This is a genomic window from Sphingobacterium sp. UBA7038 (assembly GCF_002494055.1).
Taxonomy (GTDB): Bacteria; Bacteroidota; Bacteroidia; order Sphingobacteriales; family Sphingobacteriaceae; genus Sphingobacterium; species Sphingobacterium multivorum.
In genome coordinates, this window is the sequence record NZ_DLAV01000034.1 from 1 (window position 1) to 22,358 (window position 22,358).

A 22,358-nucleotide genomic window follows, 5' to 3' on the forward strand; every position below is an offset into this window, starting at 1 on the left:
CTCAAAGGTAGCAACTCCAGATTGGCCTGGAGGCGGTTGCGCATTTCGACAATCGGGTTCCAGACTTCCGCAAAACCTTCTTTTACGGTAGATTTGACCGAATCCCATGCTCTTCTGTACCAGACGTCGGCTTCCGTTTTTGCTGTTTCGGTCTGCGCCTGAACAGTAAAAAGCTGGTCAGAGAGATCGACCATCAATTTGGCGCGCTGGACACGCAGGTCATTTACTTCGGTCTGGCTCCCATCGAACATCGCTTCCGTCTTACTGGCGATGATATCAGTCGGATAAGCTATAACGCGCGTAAAAGTTGGCCACCAGAGGATTACCATGGCGAGGCCAAAAGGCCTTAAAAGGGGCATAATTTCGAGCTGCTTATCGCCGGCCATCATTTCATAGATCTTTATACTGAAGAAAATAAGCATAAAAATAGCGCAGAGTGCCTGTGCATCAGCGATGAAAGCATCGTAATGCGTCCAGATGGTTTCCTTCATCTGTTTGAGAAAGTGCATCATGCCCGATTCATAGACACCGTCACCCTGAAGGAAGTTGAAGGTATCTTTAAAGGAGTCCGGCACAGAAACGGGCTGTCCCTGTGCCAGGAAATTTGAGGTGAGCGTTGTTATCAGGTTCATGGGGTTTAATTTTAGAGTTTGGACTTTTGGAGTACATCATCCGCGATCTGGAAGTCTGTCCGCCCGAGGGGAAGTACGATAGGATGGCCTGACTGCTTAGCTTCTGCGTTTGTGCGGGTCAGGGATAGGAACAGTTTAGCGCGCTGCTTTTTTGCGTCCCATGCAGCATAGAGTTTCCGGTATTCCCCCAGCATCCGGTGGTAGGCGATGATGCGCGACCCGCGGTCCAGGTTTGTTGTCCTGGCAATTTCAAGGCGTTCAGCAAGGGCAGAACTTTCTTCCAGGTACCAGTCCAGCGTGCCGGTGCGTATCAGGTAATCTTTCACCGGTTGTTCCGTTCCTGAAAGCGCCAAGTCGGAAGAGATCTGGAATAAAGGCTGAAACTCTTTGCTGTAATAGAGCTGCCATAAGGGATCTGCCTGGGACAGCGCTCCTGCATAATTGACCATTTCAGTCAGGGCGGTATTGCGCAGCGTATCGGCATGTTTTTTATATTCCTCTTCGGTATGCTGCATGGCCGCGACAAGGAGTAAACGCTGGGTCTGGGCGCCAGAGCTGCTCAGGGGGCGGAGATCGTTTTTGGGGTAGTTGGGGTGCCATGCCCAGGTCAGCCAGTAATTGGGGTTGAGGCCACAGTGCCCCCAGGAGACCTCCGCCGACCAGTCCCATAATCAGGAAGCCGATACCCCAGCCGATGAACTTCCCTTTGAAACCGCGGTAGACAAGGGGCTTCTGTAGCCCCTTGTAGATGGAATACCTGTTCATGATCAGACGCCGAAAAAGGCTTTGATGACGACTGAAACGAGTACTAAGAAAAGGCAGGAACCGCCCCATCCCATGAGTTCTTTGTTGATGTCGTTATCACCTGAGTTCCATTTGATGTAGACCCTTACGCCACCGACGATACCGACAACGGCCCCGATGGCCAGGGTCAATGTGGAGACAGGGTCGACATAAGTTGTCAGTGAGGAGGTTGCTGCATTGATTCCTGTGGTTCCGCCTGCTGTCTGTGCCAAAAGCATGTTTGTTGCACCGAGGATGGCCACCGAACATGCGAACAGCTTTTTTGTTTTTACTGTCATCTGAGAGAAGAAGTTAAAGGGTATGAAAAATGGGTTAATTGATCCCGTAGAGGGCTTTGAGAAAGACACCGACTAGTGTGAGGAAGAGACAGGAAAACAGCCATCCCATGACCTGGGCATCGATGTGATGGTGTTTCCCGGACTGCCAGTTGGCATAGATACGCAGTCCGCCGAGTATCCCCGATATGGCTCCGATGACAAGTACCAGGTCCGCGAAGCTGAAATACCAGCGGTGCATTTCACCTGTGGCGCTGTAGAATTCATTGATACCGGGCTGTGAGAAAGCATTTATCGGCCAGGCAAAAAAAAGGACGGCAATTGCCGTCCATAACATAATCCGATGCCACATCTTTTAATAGGGTATGGTGCTGGTATGTTCGATGAGGTTGTTTTTGGCGAGATTGAAAAGTTCTTTCAGGCTTACTGCACCAGTTGAAAAAACGTTTCCGCTTATGTTCCTTGATGTCTTTGGAAGCACTGTGGCGACTATAGGCTCAATTTCTTCTTCGGCCTGATCGGCAGCCGGGCTGGGAGTATAGGTTATGATCTGTGGCTGGATATCCTCTTCAAAAAATAGCGTATCATCCTTTCCCGGGGAAGAGTAAGGTTTTCGGTTCATGAAAAGATCGTAAAGCAGGTTCAGACCGTAATAGAATAAATAGGATAGGGTAAGGATTAAAAGGAAATTTGTCCAGTTCATAATGCTGTATTTTTAAGGGTTTCATTGATGTAATTGGCAAGCCAGGGATGCTGGTCAATGTATTGGTGGACGCAGTAAACGATGAAGCGGTTCATGTCGACTCCTTTTGTGAGCTTGATCCGTTTGAGCAGGTTCATTGTCTTTTTATCGACCCGGATGAGGCTTTTCTCCGTAGTTTCTAACTGAAAGGAGAGGATCGCATCAAAAAATAGATCAGCTTTTAATTCGTCAGAAGATAATTTTTTTTGCTTTTTTCCGGGAGCGGGCGAGCTTTCTTTGTTTTTAGCTTCTTGGGTCTTGTTTTCGGTTTCACTGCTGCGAAGCTCGTTTCGGAGCCTGTCGGCGAGCGATTTTATTTCGGTCATTTTGGATCCTCCTTATTTATGTAATTGTCATATATCAATTGAAGTATGGGCAGGATGGCGGGCAGTACGATTGCCGGCGTATAGAGGGTGGTTACGCGTTGAAAATCAATGCGGTCAGCGATGCCTGGTGTTATTGCTCCAAATTTTGCCAGCACTTTATCCACTTCCGTTCGGGTGTCGTAGCGTACATTGGGTTTGAGCCTGTTGGGTATAAACACCAGTGGAGCCTTTTTATTTATTTTTGTTGTGACCATGGCAAATAGCAATGTTGAATCCACGGAGAATTCATCATAGGAAAAAGGACATAAGATGAGGTTGCCGGAACGTATGACCGGAATGAGATCATCGTCATCCATTTTACCCGGTAAGTCGACAAGCACCGTTTCATCTGGATTCTTCGTGAGTACTTTCAGTAAAACCGGGAACTGGTCCAGATCGACCGAGACGATTTCATAAGGTTCTTCATTTTCAAGGATCTTCGCTTTTTCGTATTTACTGGATATGGACTGCTGATAGTCCATGTCAAGCACAGTAACTTTTTGCTCATACACTGAAGTCAGGTAATTGGCTAGTAACAGGGTCAGTGTACTTTTACCTGCACCGCCTTTTTGATTTCCTATCAGAATGACCATATTTCGGATATTTAAAGAATTAATATTATCTGGTGTTGGTACGGGACTTACGCTTGCGCCGACGGTTTCGCCCCAGGATGGCTTCATCATCGATATCATCTGCAATATTGATATCCACTGTAAGTATGGGGATTTCAAATTCGGATAAATCCTGAGCGCCATTGGCCAGATCAGCTGACTGCCCTCCGTTAAGCTCGGTGGATGATTCCTCCAGTTGAATATTGCTGTTGTTACTCGCTGTCAGATTGGACTGTTCATTGGAAGTAGCAGCCTGTTTTTCTTTAGGTAGTTTTTTCACCTCTATGCTGCTGAAATGATCAGGTTTTGGGGCAATAAGTTCTTTCAGTACCATAATCTCGGCTCCTTTATATATGGCCTTACCTGAGTGGTCGAAAAGGGTATAACCGTAAGGCGCTTTCCCATCCTTGCCGTGAAATACGAACTGAAGACCGAATTGATCGCGAAGGAAATCTGCTAGATTTGAGTAGTATCCATTCTCATTGTACTTGATGGATGGATCACGGCTATGCTTATATTTTTCGATGAGAGCCCTGATCTGGATCAGTCGGGCTTTGTCTTTTTGGTACGAAGCGATTCGCTCGTCCACTTTAGATAGCTGGATCTGACCAATTTCGGTTTCATTTTTATTTATGCAGTACATATTATTTTTTCGGACAAGAGTATAGCCCAAATTCTCTAGCAGCATCATAAATTGTGCTCGGGTAGAGTAATTATAGGAGAGTGCCTTTTGCAGATGGCTCGTCAGTTGTTGCTCCCGGTCTTCTCCCATAATTTGATTTAGTACGCGATAGGCTTTTAGCTTCTCATAGCGGTCCGAGATCTTCTTACCATCCCTTCCCACGCGGGTTGAAACCAGATGCACGTGATTGTTATCGGTATCCTTGTGAAAGATTAAAAGGTAAGGCTGCTCGCCATATCCCATGCCATCCATCCATTTTTGAGCAATTTCCGCGAGTTCTTCTTTGCTGTGCTGACGGCCTTTTGTGGATATTGAAACATGGAACTGGGGGTATTTGATTCGTGTACTGCGAGTGGAGACAGCTTGTAGGTAGTTGATGTAGTCCTGTGGCCGTAGGTTCTCCATTCCCTGAAGTGCGCCAAAATTCTTGACAAGCAATAGTTCGCCTCTGTTTTTGTCAACTTTTCCGCTGTTATAATTAACGGCTTTAAAAGTTGTTGATTTTTTGAGGATCTTGACAATCATAACAGCGGAATAAATGTTATCGTGGTTTCATCGCCCGAAGTATATGGCGGAGCAACTTTTCAAGCTCTTGTTGAAAATGGATATAGTCCGAAAATAAAAGATTAAAATCTTTTACGATCTGCTCATTTAACCGGCCTTGTTTATTGATCGTGTTGGCATGTCTGGCAAGCTGGTTGATGTTATTTCCCGCTCTACCCATTTCGCTACCGATGGAATCTAAAGCATTGAGCAGTTCAGCTGTGTTAATTGTCCCTGTTATACCTTTCTCCAGTACACGTCTTCGGATCAGTTCCATGCGGTTTAGCCCGGATCTTTTTTGAATTTCTAGAACAGCCTTAAATTCATCTTCGGTAAGTTTAGCTTTGATAATATACGTACGTTTTCCGCTCAGCATTGGAGGTCTCCCGACTTTCTTTTGTACTTTTTTCATTGGAACTTATTATTCTTAACTGCGATAAAGCTTTAGCCTTAAAATCTGCTTTAGCACGTTTTAAAAGAGAAAAACCGAGTTGCGAAGGTTTTTCCCCTTTGTCCTGCAGCTCCCCAAAAGGGGCACCGCAGGGCAAAGGCAAGGTGGTTTTCGGGGTACCCGAAAACACAACTTGCAGGGAGCAAAACACAAGGTGGTTTGATGCCTGAATGAAGACTCCGTTGTGAGCGGGCGGAGCCTTCGGGGCTTGCGTGAGGGATGAAGGTTATACGTGATTTGCCGCTTCGGTTTAGATCGGTCATTGGTGTCAGTTTATAGATGGAATGGACAATTATTCAGGATGGCTTAAGTGCCTATTAGCAATCTGTATATTTCGCTTTTTAGCCAATTTGCAAAGTAGGTTCTTAGACGATCAGCTTATTTGGCTCATGTTTATGTGGCTTATTTGCATATTTGCCTAGTGCTAAATAAGCTTAATGGCTTATTTGCAAATTACATAGCCAGATCATGAGCTTACTAGCCTAATGCTTATCTCGCCAATCACTATGTTTGCATATTTGATAAGCTGGTTATTACATATTAAGCTTATCAGCTAATTTGTAAAACTGGAATCTTTTTGTGAATGGAATCGGTATATTTTAGCGTTTGTAGGTTCCCAATATTTTCTCATAAATATTTTCTTCTTCCCAGGGAAGGAGAGTAGGTTTTCTGGCGAGCAGCATTTCGTTATAGTCTTTAAAACCCGTGTAAACTTCTGAGCAATCTTCTGCATGTGGAAGTTTGTGCTTCAATAGTCCAAAAGCTGTTTCTCCTGCCTTGTCACGATCAAAATATGCGCTGATCTGGCGGTAGGTTTTTGCCTTCTCTATTCCAATATCCAGGAGGTTCACAGAATTTAGTACAATTATGGAATCGGCCGCGTTAGGATTGTCTTTTAGCCAGCTAAGATAGTCAAGGAAGCCTTCAAAGATTGACAGCTTTTCAGAGGATGCATTGAAAAAGGATATTCCTTTTCGACCGAGGCAGGCTTTGAATTCGAATAGTCCAATTCTGTTCCTTAATTCCCATCCTCCGTTTTCATTCTGCCATCCCGCTGAAAAATATGTTCTTCCTTTTTTCGGTCCACTTTCAATAACATAGTATACTTCTTTTATCTTACCTTGAGCTTGCTCTAAAACTCCTCGTTTTTCGAGGTATTTTGTAATTGGTGGATTGTTGCCGAGTTCTTTTATATCCTGGATTTTGTAATTAGCGACGCGTGTCCCTTTTAATCTGGGCCGTTTCTGTCGATAAGGATCTGAGGATATCTGTCTGATGGGTAATGACATAATATCATTTATTTTATTCAGGACTTCAAGGAATGTTGTTGGGTGCCAATAGGCCAGAGCAAAGTCAATAATGTTCCCGCCCTTGATGCCAGAAAGGTTAGCCCCTCCATGATCGAACCATACATCTAGTTGGTCGTTGACACAAAAAGAAGGTGTATTTTCATTTCGGAGCATGCTCCTGTAGAAAAGATCTCTTCCCGATCTGTGGGTAGGCTGATGGCCGAGCCTAGCAAGGAACTCAACCAATGACACTTCGTCCTTGATCTGTTTTGCGTTTCGCTGTGTTTCCATAAATTGCTGGATTAAAATATTTCAGAAATAAAAAAAGGGAGCAAATCTTTGCCCCCTTGGATATGTATATGGGTTGTTTTTCTATTATTGATATTATCGAGTATGTATCTCTACATTAAGGCTAACTCTTTAATCTGTCTCTCGGGAATACACACGTAGGTAAATACATACCTGCCGAAACCGGCTGCCTTCGGTTCATCAAAAATAGATCTGATGATCTATGTTGACTGCACGATAATTTCCGTTTTTTATACGGAAATGCTTCTTCCCACAATGTCAAAGAACGATTCCTTTATTGAGCAAAATTGGTGATGGTGCAGTCGGTGTTTTCCCAAGGTGGAAAGCTTGGTAATGATTTTTCTAGGGTTGATTTTCGGTCAAAAAGAAAAGTATTTATAAATCGGTGTAAGTGATAATAGTCTATAAAATGAAGGTTTTATTGAAAATCGAAACTAGATTTAAATAATATCAGTTTCTCAGTTTGGATCTGAGACAAAATGATTAATGTTTTGGTTTTCCTTACCAAGTTTATATTATTGGGGAGTTTACTTATTGGAGAATATTTTCAGAATTATTTTTCGGCATGTTTAGATTTTCATTCAAGTTTGAATCATAATTGTTCCTTTAGGCCGGCTAGCTTCAGTGAAAAGGATTTATTAGGAGATATTTCGTCTGAATCAAATCTTTGGTAATCACCCGAAGGGGTGATTTGGTTTGAAATCGGAGATTTAGGACTTCTTATCCGTGAAGAAAAGGACCGTCGTACAAATTCTGAAATGGAAGGATAATTGTCGAAAATGTACCGTCGTATTATAGACTTACATTACAGAATAAGTTGTACAGCACAGAAGTGATTTTGACAATACAAGGGTAGCAAAATTTAATTTTTTAAAAAAATAACTTCCTGATTATAAAATCCTTTTAAAAACGATGTTTTAAATAGTTGAAACTTTAATGTAACATAAATATATTAGAACGAAATTTATTAACCTGTTCATAATAGATATTTTTAAAAGAAAGCTATTTTATTTTATTACAGCTTTGCTCTTGTTCCAATCTTGTAACCGTACAATTTTGGATAAAGAGCTTGAAGTAGAGCAAACTTACGAGAAAGAAGATGGGCTGATTAAAGCATTGATGGAAGAATTAAAGAACTTTGGAGATTTTAATACAACCGTAAATAGGAATGGTCTAAAAGCTCAAAAATTGAACTGGAACGAATGTATTAAAATTTATAATGTTGGTGGCAAAGTAGAACACATTTACGTGCCGTTTACAAAAAATAAACAAAGTCTAGGATTTTTAGATATCAAACTCACAGCAGACAATAAACCCATTGAAGTACAAATTAAAGGATATTATGATACTCGGAACATACTTTATGATAGTATAGAACATTATTTACAAAAAAAGGGATTCTTATTAAAAGAGCTTTCTTTCCCTGAAACAAGACTAAAAACCTTTGCAAAAAATAGTATATTAATAGATTATTTGAAAAGTCAGCAAGAGAATTTTCCTGTAAAAAAAAATGAGTAACGGCTCTGCTCCTTTAACTTGTGTCTATGAGGTGACAGGACTTTATCTCGGAAATTTTAATCTGAACCCCATGCAATGTACGCCTGAGGTTATTAATAGAATTATTCCTGAAAGTATAGTTGATCAGCTCAATTTAGAATTAGCTGACGTAGGTGGCAGTGCAAGTATTAATTGGGAACAAAATATAAGAATCATTGTCCCACAGGGCAGTATGTCCCATATAGATGTTGGAAATCGCGTAAGGGCGGCAGCTTCAAGAGTTCAGGGAACTGTCCAATGTGTACATTCTTTTAATATCGTTGAGCTAAATGTGGGAGGTGGCTGTCCAACTGGTGGTGGATCTACTGGTGGCGATGGAGGTGATGATGGAGACAGTAAAGTAAAACATCAGCTTGATGACTATCCATGTGCAGTTGGTTTAATAGATTATTTCACGCAATCGGAAAGTAAACTTTCGCAGCTTTTAAACAGTTTATTTGGTGGTAGCCAGACCAGGATAAATTTAACGTTTCATGCCAAAGAGTATACCAATCCATTACAGGACGGAGGTTTAAGGGGCGGACAGGGCATCCATCCGAATAATGCGCATGTAGATCTGTCAAAGTTTATTTTGCAAAACTCTACCCAAGAATATCTGTTAACCACTATGTACCATGAGGTGTGGCATGCCTATTTGGAAGCTGAGAAATATCGTCTTGGATCCAGTCAATTTAATACAAGATATCCCGAGATTCAATATTATCAATCTCCGGACGGAAGTAAGTATTTTTATAGAAATGATGGGATGCATTCCAGGTTTGATACATTTATGGGATTAATGAAATCCGAATTAAAAGCATTTAATCCAAATCTGAGCAATGATGTAATCGATGCCCTTGTTACTACAGGAATCATTGAAAACAGATTACCAAACGATATTATCCTGAATCAAAATGAACGGGATGTGACAAAAAACAAGCACAAGGGTCGAAAGTGTCCATAATTTACGAATACTAAAAATGAAAAATTCACTAAATAAGTTCTATATTCTTTTTTTATTGCTGATCACTCATACAATCTATACAGAGGCTTCAGAGCGGAAATATGTGTTGCTAAATGGAAAGAATGATATTAGAGAAGATATCAGATCACACTTCCTGCTAAACACAAATGAATTATACAAGGTTGATTATAATGTTGAAATCTACAACTTTCTTTTTCCTGGAAATGAGGACCGGAACAAAAATCTGTTTCTGTTTTCGGTACTGCCAGATTTGATAACCGGCAGAGGGTGGGAAGAGATCAAAGATCCGAATATAATAAAGAACCTTCTAGATATAGAAGCATTGAAAGAAGAACTTTTTGCTCCAAGCTTCAGTACAAGCAGTTCGGAATATGGAAATCACCAAAAATTCTTTGGTGAATTCCTTGCTGTAAAAAAGAGCGGTGAAAAATATTTTTATGCCCCCAATACTTTGTTAGAGAAATTCACTATTGTCTCTTTTGAAAATACCTTTCCATCAGTTTATGGTTATTTAAATCTAAAACAGCCAAAGGTCGAACTTAAAGAATACCTAGAGCTATTTAAAAAGTCTTTTCCAAGCGAACTCTCACCCTTTGAATTTGATAAAAAGGTGGTGGCTCCGAGTTACAGATTTGGATGGAGACTCTGGAAGGAATATCTTTCAAAGGAAGTCAAAACGTCAGCAGGTACCGCTTATCAATTCTGGACTATTGGGTCATCCAATGGAGCCGATTATTACGATTGGACAAAGGGGATTAATCGTTTTCTTTATCTTCCTACAAAAGGTATTATCGGCGGCTCTTATGATTTTTATTTCAGAGATTATGTAGGCAACGGTTATGAACTGATCAGGCAGCAAAAACCTTTGAATAAACTATCAGATGCAGAATGGAACCAAAATATATTGGAGGAAAGAATTATGACTGTCGATCTTTCCAAGCTTTAAAAGTAGATTAACGGATGTAAATTTGCGCTAGGGATTGCAAGGTAAATCCTTTTGATATGTAAAGATTGAAGAGGAAAGGCCGTCCAAAGAATACAAGGTTATTGAACGTATACCGACTCAGAGATTGTCTAATACAGTTGTGCTTGATCAAAATAGTGGAGCAGTCTTTGTTAAAAACAAAGTGCCACATTCATGGGTCTATAAACCTACAGAAGTATTAGAAAATGGCAATACTGTTCAGAAGATTGCCAAAGTCAATTAACGATAGCAATAGTCCTTAAAAATAATAACAAATGTCGGATTTGTAAGAAGGAACCGACAGGGGACAATAAGTGCTAAGATTTAGAAATGCGAAATCCGAAAGGACTTCGCATTTTTATCTTGTTAGACTTTTACGTTATATGATTTTAGGGATCGGTTATAATGGATTAAGAGCTCTTTAAGAGGGTTTGGAATAACTGAAAGGTGCGAACGTTTTTTAAGAATGATATGCTGAGGGCCTTCGTGACAATGAAAAACAGCTGCTTAAACTTATTTTCCTTAAAGAATTTGCTGTTTATTTGTTTTGGCTATTGAATTTTGGTCTGTATTTAATGGAGTCTTCAATGTGGACATTTATTTCATGACGCATTTCGTCGATAAATTTTGTATAGCTTATCGTTTTCCTTCTTCTTATATCGACGAACATCCTGTACGCTTGGCTGAGATCGGTATTTAAGCTTTCTTCAAGCCAATCTATAATATCGGAAATTTCAGCTTTTCCATTATTCAATCTTTGGGTATAATAAATTCCATAGGCTATCTCTACCAGTTCTATCTTATCGCCCGACCATGATCTTTTCATTTTATCAGAGAGCTCATTTATCCTGGAGCGATCTGATTCCTGATGTAAAAATTTTACCCTTTTTATAATATAATCCCTTAGCATTTCATAAGCGCGAAATTTGCTGAACAAATAATCCAGTTCAGTTGAGAAATCAGATTCAATCACGATTATCTCTGAGCCGGGCGGAAACTGAGTTCTGTTTCTACGAAGAAAATATATTCTATCTTTTGAATGCTCATCTTTCAAGTAATACTGGAAGTAAAAAGCATTTATCTTAAAGAACCTGTCCGTTATGGCTATTTCGTTTATATAATAATCCTTTATCATTTGATCTGTACCGATTGGGGTGGAGGAAATAATATTATGCAATTCAATGTAGTAAGTCTGCCATGCGGCAAAACGAGGTTTTACGTATTTGAAAAATTTAATTTCCTGTTCCTCATCGATAAAAGAATTTACTTTTATGAATTCTCTTAATGAAATCATAGTTTGGCGGATTAGGCTAAGTGAAACGCTTAGTTTTCCAACGGAATCATGCATAGAGCCGTTGATTTTTTCCAGCTGTTCCAACATTTCAGAATAAAGATTGTCAATTTCTTTTGCCCACATAATGCACTGTGTTTATTTTTTACCACGAGATTAATTAAAAGCTAAGGTAGGTCTGAACTACGGCTGAGCATAGCGTAAGTATAGCGTATCCGTATACGCAATACTTACGTATTATTGAATTTTAAGTACTTAGGAAAGGAACTATGAATAGTTATTAAGTTTTTCCAGAAGGTTTTCTCTGCATGAAACACCTGTTTTTAGAAATATCCGCTCGACATGTTTGTCAACGGTTCGTACAGATATAAAAAGTCTGTCTGCAATCTGCTGGCGTTGGAGTCGATGGCATAAAAGTAGGGCAATCTCCGTCTCTCTTTTAGAAAGCAAATGAATTCTACAATTGAAAGAGATAACTTCTTTTTGTGGGACATATGAGTTTACCTGTTGAAGATGCGTTTGTTCATAACGCAAAGTTTTGATGTAATTATACTGAAGGAGAATGTTGAATGTTGCTGGTCCAATATTAATTAAAATGATCTCTATTGTTTTCCCCCAGTTTAGATGAATGGAAAGATAGACAAATAACCATGTTGACAGCATTATAAAAGCTAATATTTCTTCAGGAGATCCTTTCCGGTCTATATTTCTTCTATAAACGTTCCAGATGGTTTTTCCTATAGGCGCCATAATGGTAATGTTATTCAAAAACGGCAAGAGAATCGTGTATCGATGGGCTTTGTCTAGATCATTGAATGTATTATAAGTAATAAGGAAAACAATAGGATAAGATAATATTAAAAGGAATGAGATTGCTGTTTTTTCTTGAAACTTCCTATCTAATATCTGAAGCTTTTTGAAAAATTGGATAGGGAAGAAGGAAACAGTAAAAATACCGATTCCATTACGAATGATATATTGGATGTATAATGGTATATCCAAAACAGGGGTGGGAAGAAAGCCATTCACGATATTAAGCGTGAGTAGCAGCGTGAGGAAAAGCAAATGCCAAATACGATCATTTTTAAGAGGGTTACTTAAATAGTAAGCTACCTGCGCTCCGAGCATGATTAGTTCAATAACAATTACTCCCAATATAATGGGATGCATTTCAGTACAACCTATTTGCATAACATGTAAATTGGGGTCAAGACATGCGGAGGTACAGGTTACTAGATGCTATATCAGTTTTTAATTATTGTTTTGATGCTTATTTGGTGATTTTTAATGGACTATATTAAGATTGATATTTTGCTTTTAATTCTGCAATCTGTTCTTTTAGTCTAATATTCTCTTCTCTCAATTGAATATTAGATTCAAGGATAGTATTGTGTTTACTTAAAAAAATGGAGTACTTTTCTTTTAACTCTTCCAGCTCTTTTTTTATGTCCATAGGAGCTCTATATGAAGTTTCTACTAATGCTAAAGCGGGATAATCAGCCATTTCTGGAAATTCCACTGATAAGTCTCTACTGATTACTTTACCATATTTGGCAATAATTTCATACGAGAGCTCTGGATTATTCTTATGCTTATAAAAAGTACCATATTTATAACCCGCATCTTCGACGATATCTTTAATCCTTCGCGGATGATTTCTCAGTATCTCATGTAGGATCTTTCCTCTATGTATATTTTTATTATCCTTTTCCAATAGTATAATTATAATAATGCAATATAGCTTGAGTTTAATTGTATTTTAAATTGTAAAATAGTTGTATTTGATTATAATATTATTGTATTTTTGTTTATATTGTGATCGTCAAAATCTTATTACTCATGGTTAGATAAATTTTTACGATAAAAATAAATATGCAAGAGCCTTGTTATCAAAACTACCGCAATTGATAGAGTCCAAGGCGATAGGGAAATTCTCCCCGGAATTTTGTATTATTGCAAAACACGGGGTGATGCCCTATTGATGACTGGACTCTAGGCCTAGCGGTAGTGCCTGATAACAGTTGGAAAATAGGCGCACCCCGTTTTTCCTTTTAAAAGGCTCGTTATAAAATAACGAGTTATGAATCTTAAAAAAACACTTCTCAAAAACTTGATATCAGCCCCTGAGTAGCTCGGCAGGCTTTGCCAATTTATTGGCTTTCATAGCCATGGACAACGTGACGTCAATTATATAACCTTGTGAAATACCATTCAAACGTTCGTCTGGCTCTCCAATTAATCAATTTATTATTAACGTGACCTGTATCAGTTTTAGGAGGTAAGATCCGATTATGATCGGGCGGGAAAGAAAACTTGTTGAGGTCACTCTTTAAAACACCTAAAAAATGAATATTTTTTTTAGGGCGGGAGAGCTCTTGCCCAATTTTAGAATACTATTGTTAAAAAGTGCCCTACTATCTACTTTGTGTTTTTATATGTTTAGTTTATCGGCCCAGTCGCCCCGCAAGGACAGCGGGGCTGGCGGGCTAGATCAAATCAAACCCTTAAAGATTGGGGATACCATCCCAGAGCTGCTCTGGAACACACCGCTAAAGGTGGTTAACCATCCGTCAGCGAGAGAACAGATAACCTTAAATGATTATCGTGACAAAAAACTGATTATCCTCGACTTCTGGGCGACATGGTGCGGAAGCTGTATCAAGTCCTTTCCAAAGATAGCGCAGCTACAGACTAATTTTTCCGAAGTTCAATACCTTTTGGTAAATTCCACTTCAACAAGAAATACGGCCGAATCTATCCGTGAATTTCTGCTTGCCAGAAGGAAAGCCTATGACCTTATGTCAATAGTAAAGGATACGGTAATGGATCTTAGCTTCCCACACGAATTTCTACCTCACTATGTATTGATAAAAGACAATACAATCGTAAATATACTGTCGAGCAATGATTTTGAACAGATTCAATGGGATAGTCTGTTAAATAATCCATTATATGAACAGGAAAAGCGGGTACAGTTATCCTATGATTTTAGATATCCATTGTTCAAAAATGGGAACGGAGGATCAAGACCGGATGTATTATTTAGTTCGTTCATTAGTCCCTATATTGATGGTCTGCCTATAGGAATCCATACGGGTGGCGAAAATACCGAACGTATGACATTTATCAATAGACCATTGATACAGTTGTTCAAATTTGCCATGCCAGAACTCGCTAAAGTTCCTCAAGTTAGACTTATTTATGAAAAAAAGCACGCAGATATACTATCGGATAGAAATGATAAAAATAAGCCTTCTAATCTGTTTACCTATGAAATAGAAACCCCGTTGCTTCCCTACGAACGTGTGCGGACGATGGTGGCAGAAGATCTCAAAAGGTATTTTGGTTATGAAGTAACCTATGAAAAAAGGAAACTGAACTGTTGGGTCTTATCTGCCTGGAACAAAACGAAAATGAGGAAGTTGGACAATGTTATTCCCAAGGGAACATATATAACCGAACAAAATGGCTTGCCGGTAACTTTCAACGGCACATTTGGTAAGCTGACAAAATATCTTGAGGATGTGCATAAAATACCTTTTATAAATGATACTGGAATTGAAAAGAGGATATCCATGGTCCTTCCTCCTGAACTTACGGATGTAGTTATGTTAAAGGACTATCTACGGCAATACGGTATTGTTATGCGCGAGGAAGTACGTGAAGTGGATGTTGCAGTCATATCATTAAATAAATAGATAACCGATGAAAATACTTTTAATTATTGTAAGCATCCTATATGGTATGTATGGATTTAGCCAGCAGATATCGGGTACGGTAATGGATGGTGGCGGGAAGAGGTTGTCTTCAGTGACCGTTTCTGTGAAAGGGGGGATGTTAAAAACGCTGACGGATAAAGACGGGCGATTTCGGCTCAAAACGGATCCGAATGGCACATTGGTCTTTACGGGTATCGGATTTGAGATGAAGGAAGAGAACATAGACAAGCGCTCGACGATGAACGTGTACTTGACGGAGAAAAACAATACGCTAGATGAAATACAGGTGATCGGGTATGGTACGAATACCCAAAGGATGAACCTAGGCTCAGTCACAAAAATAAGGGCGGAAGATATAGAAAAGCAACCGGTTTCTAACCCTTTGTCCCTTTTACAGGGGAGGGTGCCGGGTTTGGTCGTTTCGTCGACAAGTGGTATCCCGGGCTCTTCATTCAAGGTGCAGCTAAGGGGCCAGAATACGATCAACACAAATTTTGGTGCTGCGGTACCGATGGACAATCCTCTGTTTATTATTGATGGGGTACCATTTGGCCCTCAGAATGAAAATATCAATAGTTTTGGATCTATGGCAGCTCCGGGTACGGGCCGCATGTTTAATAATTCCTATGGAGGAGTTAGTCCATTTAATACACTTAACCCAAATGATATCGAAAGTATTGAAGTGCTTCGGGACGCGGACGCTACGGCAATCTACGGCGCCAGGGCTGGAAATGGCGTGATCCTTATCACAACAAAAAAAGGTAAAGCCGGAAAAACGGAACTAACACTGAGCAGTAATATGGGAATAGCTTCATTAGGAGAGACAATGCCAATGATGAATACGGAACAATTTCTTGAAATGCGAAAGGAGGCGTATAAAAATGACAACCGTGTTCCCTCGGCCGATCCCGTTTCCAGTACATACGCGCCAGACCTGATGTTGTTTGATTCTGGAAGGGATATAGATTGGATAAGGGAATTTTTCCGAAAACCTTCATTTAGCAGCACTATAAATGCGGGACTGTCCGGGGGGAATTCAGATACTCAGTTTCGTTTTGGAACGAACTATCACAATAGTACATTTATGATGCCGGGGAATTTTTCGGACAGGAAGATTGGACTGAGCTTAGGGATACACCATCGCACTAAGGATCAAAAGTTGAATTTTGATTTTTCAGGTTCTTATAACCATGGTAAAAACAATTCTTCTCTATCCCCAAACTTACTGCTGACAGCAAATCTGCAACCCAATTATCCAGAACCAGTAAATGAGGCTGGTGAACTGGTTTGGTATCATAATGGGGCTGCCTTGAATGGAGTTGGGGCTCCCGTAAATCCATATGCTTACCTGCTGCAGAAATACCAAATTGCGTCCAATACTATTAATTCTAATATGGTAGTGAGCTATACTCCGGTCAAAAACCTGATATTGAAAACAAATTTTGGGATCAGCGACATGTCTACGGATGAGTATAGCGCGACACCAAAAAAATCTCGTTTTCCCGGTTTTGACCCACTTGCTGAGGCAAGTTTTGGTGCGGGGCGGTTTACCTCCTGGCTTATGGAGCCACAGTTAAATTATATGTTCAATCTGAATAGTTTACAGGTTACAACACTGCTAGGTGGAACCTTTCAGAATAGCTCACAAGTAGGGCGGCAGGTTTTTGCGTCAGGCTACCTGAGTGACGAGCTGATCGGTTCTATCTCTGGCGCGCCAGTCAAAAATGCCCAGGACCAATCAAGTATATATCGGTATGCAGCAATTTTTGGGCGTGTCAACCTCAATCTTTCCAAGAAATATCTTTTATCCATAAATTTTAGGCGCGACGGTTCGAGCAAGTTCGGGCCACAGAGGCAGTTTGGTAATTTTGGGTCGATAGCTGCAGGTTGGCTATTTAGCGAGGAAGAGGCCGTGAAAAAGTTAGTACCTGTCCTAAGCTATGGAAAACTACGGATGAGCTATGGTATAACCGGATCTGATGCGACCGGAAACTACAACTACTTGTCTAGATGGCGGCCAACAGACTATAGGTACGGCAATAGCTTGGGATATGTTCCGGTAAATCTAAGCAATAGCCTCTTCAGCTGGGCATCAACAAAAAAAATGGAAGTGGGTGCCGAGTTTGGCTTCATGAAAGATCGGCTTCTTTTTACCCTAGCCTGGTACAGGAATAGGACCGGCAACCAGCTGGTTAATTATACTTTGCCCATGATGACAGGCTTTTCAAGTGTGGTAGAGAACTGGGATGCTATAGTTGAGAATGCCGGCTTCGAAATAGTTGCCCAAGCGTCGTTGATCAAGGGGAAGAATTTTGCCTGGTCCGCAAGCCTAAATATTACGGTACCTAAAAATAAACTGATCTCTTTTCCGGGCTTGGAAGAGAGTGCATATGCAACCACCTATACAATAGGGAGGTCGCTTTCATCACTTTATCTTTTCAGATATGCCGGAGTAGACCACGAAACTGGATTGTTCAGCTTTTATAAAAATGATGGTACGACAAGCAGTACGCCCCAAGATGCTAAAAACGGCAATTTTAATGATTTGAGCTATTTTGGTAATACAGATCCACGTTTTTTTGGAGGGCTGAGCAATACTTTCCGTTATGGAAGGCTACAGCTTGATATCTTGGCGGAATTCAGAAAACAGCTGGGTAAGAATTATCTCGGGCAGGTCTATAACTATCGGCCGGGAGGAAACGCTAATATGCCCGCCGAGCTCCTTAACAGATGGCAGAAGCCGGGCGATATTGCTCAATTTCAAAAATTCTCGACCTACAGCAGTAGTCCGGCTGGTCGAGCGACCAGACCATTTATCGATTCCGATGCCGTATATGGCGACGCTTCGTTTATTCGGCTGAAATCAATATCGTTGTCCTATGGTCTTCCGGTAGCGGTACTCAGACGGATCGGCACGGAACAGCTCCAAATATTCTGTTCGATGCAGAATCTATTTACAATTACAAATTATAAGGGGAATGATCCCGAGACACAGAGTTTTTACGGTGTTCCTCCATTAAAGACATACACTTTGGGCTTTCAGGCCAAATTTTAAATATAGGGCTATGCAGATAAAAAGATTAATGATGGGAGTCATTCTAGGAATGGCATGTTATCTAAGTGCGTGTAAGGATTTCCTGGGCGTTGAATTGCCAAAGAACGAGCTAGTGACTGAAACAGTTTTCAGTGATAGCATTAATGCCAGCCAAGCGGTCCTAGGTATCTACATTGCTATGGTGAATGAGACTGGATTAAGCTTTGGTGGAGGAGCGTTGACTGTCTATCCTGGCCTAAGTGCCGATGAGATCAGGCTGTCCGCGGAAGGAGGAGAAGCAAATGAATTTGAAATTAATAGTATATCACCATTTAATAGCATCAACTATGCGCTGTGGAGCCGGGCCTATGAGTATATTTATAAAGCAAATGCCTGTATTGAAGGCATCAGCAATAGTACCGGCATCGGTAATAGTGCTAAAAACAACCTTATTGCAGAAGTGAAGTTCTTGCGCGCTTTTATTTATTTTAACCTGATCAATATTTTCGGAGATGTTCCTTTGGTATTGGGCGTTGACTATACGATCAATCGTATCATGGGCGCAACTGTAAAAGAGAATGTATATAAACAGATCGAAGAAGATCTTCTTTTTTCCCAGCAAGTGCTAAGAAATCTGTCCTTTAAATTCGAGAGGGCAAATTATTTTGCCGTAGCAGCATTGCTTGCCCGGGTATATTTATTTCAGAAGAAGTATAGCTTGGCAAAGAATGAGGCTGACAAAGTTATCAACTCCGGTAAGTTTTCCCTTGAAAAAGATCTGGAGAAGGTATTTCTATTGGATAGTAAGGAGATAATCTGGGCATTGCTTCCTGTACTTTCTGATAGGGAAACGGCAGAAGGCTACTTTTTTGTTCCTTCTTCTGATGCTGTTGCACCAACATATCTGATCAGGCAAGAATTATATAATAGTTTTGAGGATGGGGATCTGCGTAAAGTTTTGTGGGTTGGTGAACAAAAGATAGGAGGTAACGAGGTTCAATATCCACAAAAATACAGGAACAGGCGACCGGGAGGTTCGGCCAAGGAGATTTATTCGGTCTTGAGGCTAGCGGAACTGTACCTGATCAGGGCGGAAGCGAACCTCTTTATCGGTGACCTAAAATCTGCCTCGGACGATCTGAATATGGTCAGGACACGATCCGGACTAACAAAAAATACTGTTTTGGACGAAAGCAAAATCTTTGACACTTTGGTACAGGAAAGACGTAAGGAACTTTTCTGTGAATGGGGAAACAGGTGGCTTGACCTAAAGCGTTGGGATATGACTGTCGAAGTGATAGGAGATATAAAAGGTGGCTGGGAAGAAAAAAATAAGGTATATCCCATACCCCAAAAAGAACTTTCAGCGAATCCATTTCTAGAGCAGAATACAGGGTACGAAGATCTATAAGTTAAGCAAAACAAAGAAAGGGGAGCCATTGGCCCCCCTTTCTTTGTCATCAGGTGACGTTAATTTCGTGTACGTGGCGTTGACTTCGGTACTTGATTGTCGTCGATCAGTTCATTGGTAGAAGGGTTTACCTGATCAGAACTAAATCCCGATACACATTGATGTGGGTTATTAGTTGAACAGTTATTGCCCATTGGGGGTGTTGTTCCTTCTCCTAGATAGGCTGCGTCCGACTGTGCTACAGGCTCATTGGTGTCATAATCAGTCGATGATGAAATTTGGAACCATTTGTAGCTTGTTTGTTTTACTTCTACCTTTTTTGCCATAGCGTTTACAATGAAAAAACTGCCTAATAGTAATGTTAACGCTGTTGCGCCAGCAATAAATTTTGATTTTAAAGTTTTCATAATTAAGTACTTTAAGTTTATAAGTTTCATGAACTAACGTGTATGTCGATTTAACCTCATAGCCATACGATGGAGGAATTCTATTTGTATGCCAGTCAACTTCCTTGAAGTTGTAATGGCGAAATTATCTGGATACAATATTCTTTTGTTGTATTTTTTCTTTCTTATCTTATGTATCTGTCCTTTTTTGCTCAATTATTTTAAACTATCTCCCCCTGCAATTTTTAAACAGGGGGAGATTTCCCAATTTTCTGATGTCTTTCAATGTACTATCGCAGTAAGTGCGTCTCTGCCCCGACATCCGATCTCGACCCGGTGAAGCATACCAACGGATATTGATAGCAATTAAGATGGCAGCTATCTTGTCGAAACATTACCATCGAGAAATGGCCTGTACCTTGGTATGCAGACTAAATCTAGACTTTATAATAGTCCCTTATGTATTGTTAAAGTTCGGAGTATTAAGTATCCGGGGAGTAGGAAAAAACAAACCAAATTTTTGAATTTTTCAATAATTATTGTGAATAAATGTTTGTTTTTGTTCACTTTATTGAAATTCATGTAAAATATTTTTTATGCTTAGCGCTTTAAGCATTTAGATGGTGGAAAACCAAAGTGTTTTTTAAATTGTCTTCTGAAACTATGAAAATCTGAATAGCCGACAAGTGGATAAACGTGTGAAGGACAAATGCGGTCCGAAATCAATAATGTTTTGGCTTTTTCCATCCTGTAGTTCATTAGATAATAATGAGGTGTTATGCCAAATTCTTGTTTGAAGGTTTTTATGAGAGTTTTTTCGGTGATAAAAAATAAATTTGCGATGACTTTATTGTTTAAGTGGAGAACAGTGTAATTGTTTTCTATATAATCTTTTATCTGATAAACACGTTGGGAATATTTTAAATTCAGTAAGAATTGATATTGGTTAATAATTGCTTGAATGTATTTTGTCAATTCTATTTCCAAATCAATCGGATTTGTGGTTGTTAAATTGAACATTTGTTCTAACAAAGTATGTAAAGTTGGATCTATCCGACACGGAGAAAGGTTGCCAAACACTGTTTTGTCTTTTTTCATACTAGTTAGCAATTGTTCAATATGGGGATAATGGCCTTTCGCTCTATCAAGCCATGCTGTTCTGGGCATAATGTAGCAAAAGCTAGTTCTGCCAGTAGCCAAAGAGTAGTGAAATTCCCCTTTACGATTATATGTTGTGTAACAAGTGTCGTTTTCTATTTGTAAAATTTGTGTACCATCTTCTTTTGATAAAAATATGTTTCCTTCTAACATCATAATTAAAAAAAGCCTTTTCTTTTGGTTGAAATAGCTAGCTTTTAAATCGTTATGTAATACAAAAGTTGTGAATTCTAGAAAGAAGAGAAAGTGGCTGAAATATTGGATATACATTACTCCCTCTTGAAATACAATTTTTTGTGTTTTAGCAAAAGGTAACACCTTCCCGGATGAATCAGAAATACGTCCGGAGATATCTGCTGTTATTGCTTGGGAACTGAATTTATATGTTACCGTTCTACGCATTTTATTACCAAATTCAGATTAGGGAACTTATATCTAAGCTCTGGTAAAGCATTTTAATTCAGAGATCATGATTTTTGGTTTTTTATTCATGGTCTCTGAATTATTTAAATTTTTATAATACGAAATCTCCAGTCACTTCACCTGAGGTAGAAGTAAATGTTATCGAATAGTTTCCTGATGTAAATCCTGAAATTGGTATTAAAAATTCGCCAATTGAAGTGGACACTGTCTGATTATATACCATAGTGCCTGTAGCATTGGCAATGGAAATTTGCAATGTTCCTCCATCAAAATGAAATTGTGATCTAATTACAGTTGTTTCCAAAAATGCTGAGACAGCAGAACCTATTCTACGAATTTCACCAGGTTCGATTCTTCCTCTTAAATCAATTTCGTCAGATTGGGTGATTAAAGCACTGTTGGGAACCGGTGCGATTTGTGAACTTCCTAAAGCAGGAGCAGCAATAACACCTGATAATAATGCGATCAATAATATCTGTTTTTTCATACTAAAAGTGTTGTTGGGTTTAACTTTTAGTGGTCAAATATATTGGTGCGGTTTTTTGAACTATTACATATATAGGTTTAATTTTCTTAGGTATAGGTTTTTATTATTGATAAATTATAAGTTTCTTATTTTCTGTATATTGTGTTTTTTTAAATATAGGTTTTTGATCAGGTTATGGTAGTATCATTTTCTATATTTAACAAATGACAATGGAATTTTATTAATTATTAATGCCGTTGGAGTATCATACTACCCCAATAC

Annotated in this window: 21 protein-coding genes and 1 pseudogene; 6 read left to right on the forward strand and 16 right to left on the reverse strand. The window is 39.6% G+C overall.

Features of this window, described 5'->3' with window-relative positions:
- The 10 genes and pseudogenes from B3H30_RS20415 to B3H30_RS20460 all read right to left on the reverse strand — a co-directional run.
- A pseudogene (locus B3H30_RS20415) lies at positions 1 to 512 on the reverse strand (plasmid transfer protein); the annotation flags it as partial.
- Between the two features lie 131 nt (positions 513 to 643).
- Positions 644 to 1,147, reverse strand: coding sequence for a hypothetical protein (locus B3H30_RS20420; protein ID WP_286834836.1), 504 nt, complete (start codon positions 1,145 to 1,147; stop codon positions 644 to 646).
- A 252-nt stretch (positions 1,148 to 1,399) separates the two neighbouring features.
- Positions 1,400 to 1,714 (reverse strand): DUF4134 domain-containing protein, encoded by a 315-nt coding sequence (locus tag B3H30_RS20425; RefSeq protein ID WP_088160788.1) that lies wholly within the window; start codon positions 1,712 to 1,714, stop codon positions 1,400 to 1,402.
- Positions 1,715 to 1,748: 34 nt separating this feature from the next.
- Positions 1,749 to 2,063 carry a DUF4134 family protein gene (locus B3H30_RS20430; protein WP_088160789.1) on the reverse strand — a complete coding sequence of 105 codons (315 nt, stop codon included), beginning with the start codon at positions 2,061 to 2,063 and terminating at the stop codon, positions 1,749 to 1,751.
- A gap of 3 nt (positions 2,064 to 2,066) precedes the next feature.
- The gene (locus B3H30_RS20435; protein WP_088160790.1) at positions 2,067 to 2,414 is read right to left on the reverse strand and encodes a hypothetical protein; all 348 of its coding nucleotides are present in this window, start codon (positions 2,412 to 2,414) and stop codon (positions 2,067 to 2,069) included.
- Positions 2,411 to 2,779, reverse strand: coding sequence for a hypothetical protein (locus tag B3H30_RS20440; protein ID WP_088160791.1), 369 nt, complete (start codon positions 2,777 to 2,779; stop codon positions 2,411 to 2,413). Before B3H30_RS20440 ends, B3H30_RS20435 begins: the two co-directional genes overlap by 4 nt.
- Entirely contained in the window at positions 2,776 to 3,501 is a 726-nt protein-coding gene (locus tag B3H30_RS20445; protein WP_232475721.1) for a ParA family protein, read from the reverse strand. Before B3H30_RS20445 ends, B3H30_RS20440 begins: the two co-directional genes overlap by 4 nt.
- On the reverse strand, positions 3,437 to 4,636 hold the full coding sequence (locus B3H30_RS20450; RefSeq protein WP_088160793.1) for a relaxase/mobilization nuclease domain-containing protein: 1,200 nt from the start codon (positions 4,634 to 4,636) through the stop codon (positions 3,437 to 3,439). The genes B3H30_RS20445 and B3H30_RS20450 overlap by 65 nt, the downstream gene beginning before the upstream one ends.
- A gap of 16 nt (positions 4,637 to 4,652) precedes the next feature.
- Positions 4,653 to 5,066, reverse strand: coding sequence for a plasmid mobilization protein (locus tag B3H30_RS20455; protein WP_088160794.1), 414 nt, complete (start codon positions 5,064 to 5,066; stop codon positions 4,653 to 4,655).
- 638 nt (positions 5,067 to 5,704) lie between these two features.
- Positions 5,705 to 6,685, reverse strand: a complete 981-nt coding sequence (locus B3H30_RS20460; protein ID WP_088160796.1) for a toprim domain-containing protein — start codon at positions 6,683 to 6,685, stop codon at positions 5,705 to 5,707.
- Positions 6,686 to 7,759: 1,074 nt separating this feature from the next.
- Here B3H30_RS20460 and B3H30_RS20465 point away from each other — a divergent pair.
- The 3 genes from B3H30_RS20465 to B3H30_RS20475 are packed head-to-tail and all read left to right on the forward strand — an operon-like array spanning position 7,760 to position 10,170.
- On the forward strand, positions 7,760 to 8,221 hold the full coding sequence (locus B3H30_RS20465; protein ID WP_286834837.1) for a hypothetical protein: 462 nt from the start codon (positions 7,760 to 7,762) through the stop codon (positions 8,219 to 8,221).
- A complete protein-coding gene (locus B3H30_RS20470) occupies positions 8,214 to 9,203 on the forward strand; it encodes a hypothetical protein (protein ID WP_286834838.1) in 990 nt (329 codons plus the stop codon). Before B3H30_RS20465 ends, B3H30_RS20470 begins: the two co-directional genes overlap by 8 nt.
- Positions 9,204 to 9,219: 16 nt before the next feature.
- Positions 9,220 to 10,170: a hypothetical protein gene (locus B3H30_RS20475; RefSeq protein ID WP_088160798.1), complete on the forward strand. Its 951-nt coding sequence runs from the start codon at positions 9,220 to 9,222 to the stop codon at positions 10,168 to 10,170.
- Positions 10,171 to 10,726: 556 nt separating this feature from the next.
- On the opposite strand, the gene B3H30_RS20480 is transcribed toward B3H30_RS20475, so the two are convergent.
- From B3H30_RS20480 to B3H30_RS20490, 3 genes are all read right to left on the reverse strand, one after another.
- Complete coding sequence (locus B3H30_RS20480; protein ID WP_088160799.1) at positions 10,727 to 11,605, reverse strand: RteC domain-containing protein; 879 nt, start codon at positions 11,603 to 11,605, stop codon at positions 10,727 to 10,729.
- Positions 11,606 to 11,746: 141 nt separating this feature from the next.
- On the reverse strand, positions 11,747 to 12,649 hold the full coding sequence (locus tag B3H30_RS20485) for a response regulator transcription factor (protein ID WP_286768327.1): 903 nt from the start codon (positions 12,647 to 12,649) through the stop codon (positions 11,747 to 11,749).
- Between the two features lie 127 nt (positions 12,650 to 12,776).
- Positions 12,777 to 13,193: a hypothetical protein gene (locus B3H30_RS20490; protein WP_088160801.1), complete on the reverse strand. Its 417-nt coding sequence runs from the start codon at positions 13,191 to 13,193 to the stop codon at positions 12,777 to 12,779.
- Positions 13,194 to 13,824: 631 nt separating this feature from the next.
- Here B3H30_RS20490 and B3H30_RS20495 point away from each other — a divergent pair.
- From B3H30_RS20495 to B3H30_RS20505, 3 genes are read left to right on the forward strand one after another with little or no spacing between them, the layout of a single operon-like run.
- Positions 13,825 to 15,177: a TlpA family protein disulfide reductase gene (locus tag B3H30_RS20495; RefSeq protein WP_088160802.1), complete on the forward strand. Its 1,353-nt coding sequence runs from the start codon at positions 13,825 to 13,827 to the stop codon at positions 15,175 to 15,177.
- 7 nt (positions 15,178 to 15,184) lie between these two features.
- Positions 15,185 to 18,253, forward strand: a complete 3,069-nt coding sequence (locus tag B3H30_RS20500; RefSeq protein ID WP_088160803.1) for a SusC/RagA family TonB-linked outer membrane protein — start codon at positions 15,185 to 15,187, stop codon at positions 18,251 to 18,253.
- Between the two features lie 10 nt (positions 18,254 to 18,263).
- Positions 18,264 to 19,643: a RagB/SusD family nutrient uptake outer membrane protein gene (locus B3H30_RS20505; protein WP_286768326.1), complete on the forward strand. Its 1,380-nt coding sequence runs from the start codon at positions 18,264 to 18,266 to the stop codon at positions 19,641 to 19,643.
- Between the two features lie 59 nt (positions 19,644 to 19,702).
- On the opposite strand, the gene B3H30_RS20510 is transcribed toward B3H30_RS20505, so the two are convergent.
- The 3 genes from B3H30_RS20510 to B3H30_RS20520 form a co-directional block, all read right to left on the reverse strand.
- Entirely contained in the window at positions 19,703 to 20,050 is a 348-nt protein-coding gene (locus B3H30_RS20510; RefSeq protein ID WP_088160805.1) for a hypothetical protein, read from the reverse strand.
- Positions 20,051 to 20,629: 579 nt separating this feature from the next.
- On the reverse strand, positions 20,630 to 21,589 hold the full coding sequence (locus B3H30_RS20515; protein WP_088160806.1) for a helix-turn-helix domain-containing protein: 960 nt from the start codon (positions 21,587 to 21,589) through the stop codon (positions 20,630 to 20,632).
- A gap of 112 nt (positions 21,590 to 21,701) precedes the next feature.
- Positions 21,702 to 22,097: a DUF3244 domain-containing protein gene (locus B3H30_RS20520; RefSeq protein ID WP_088160807.1), complete on the reverse strand. Its 396-nt coding sequence runs from the start codon at positions 22,095 to 22,097 to the stop codon at positions 21,702 to 21,704.
- Positions 22,098 to 22,358 lie beyond the last annotated feature (261 nt).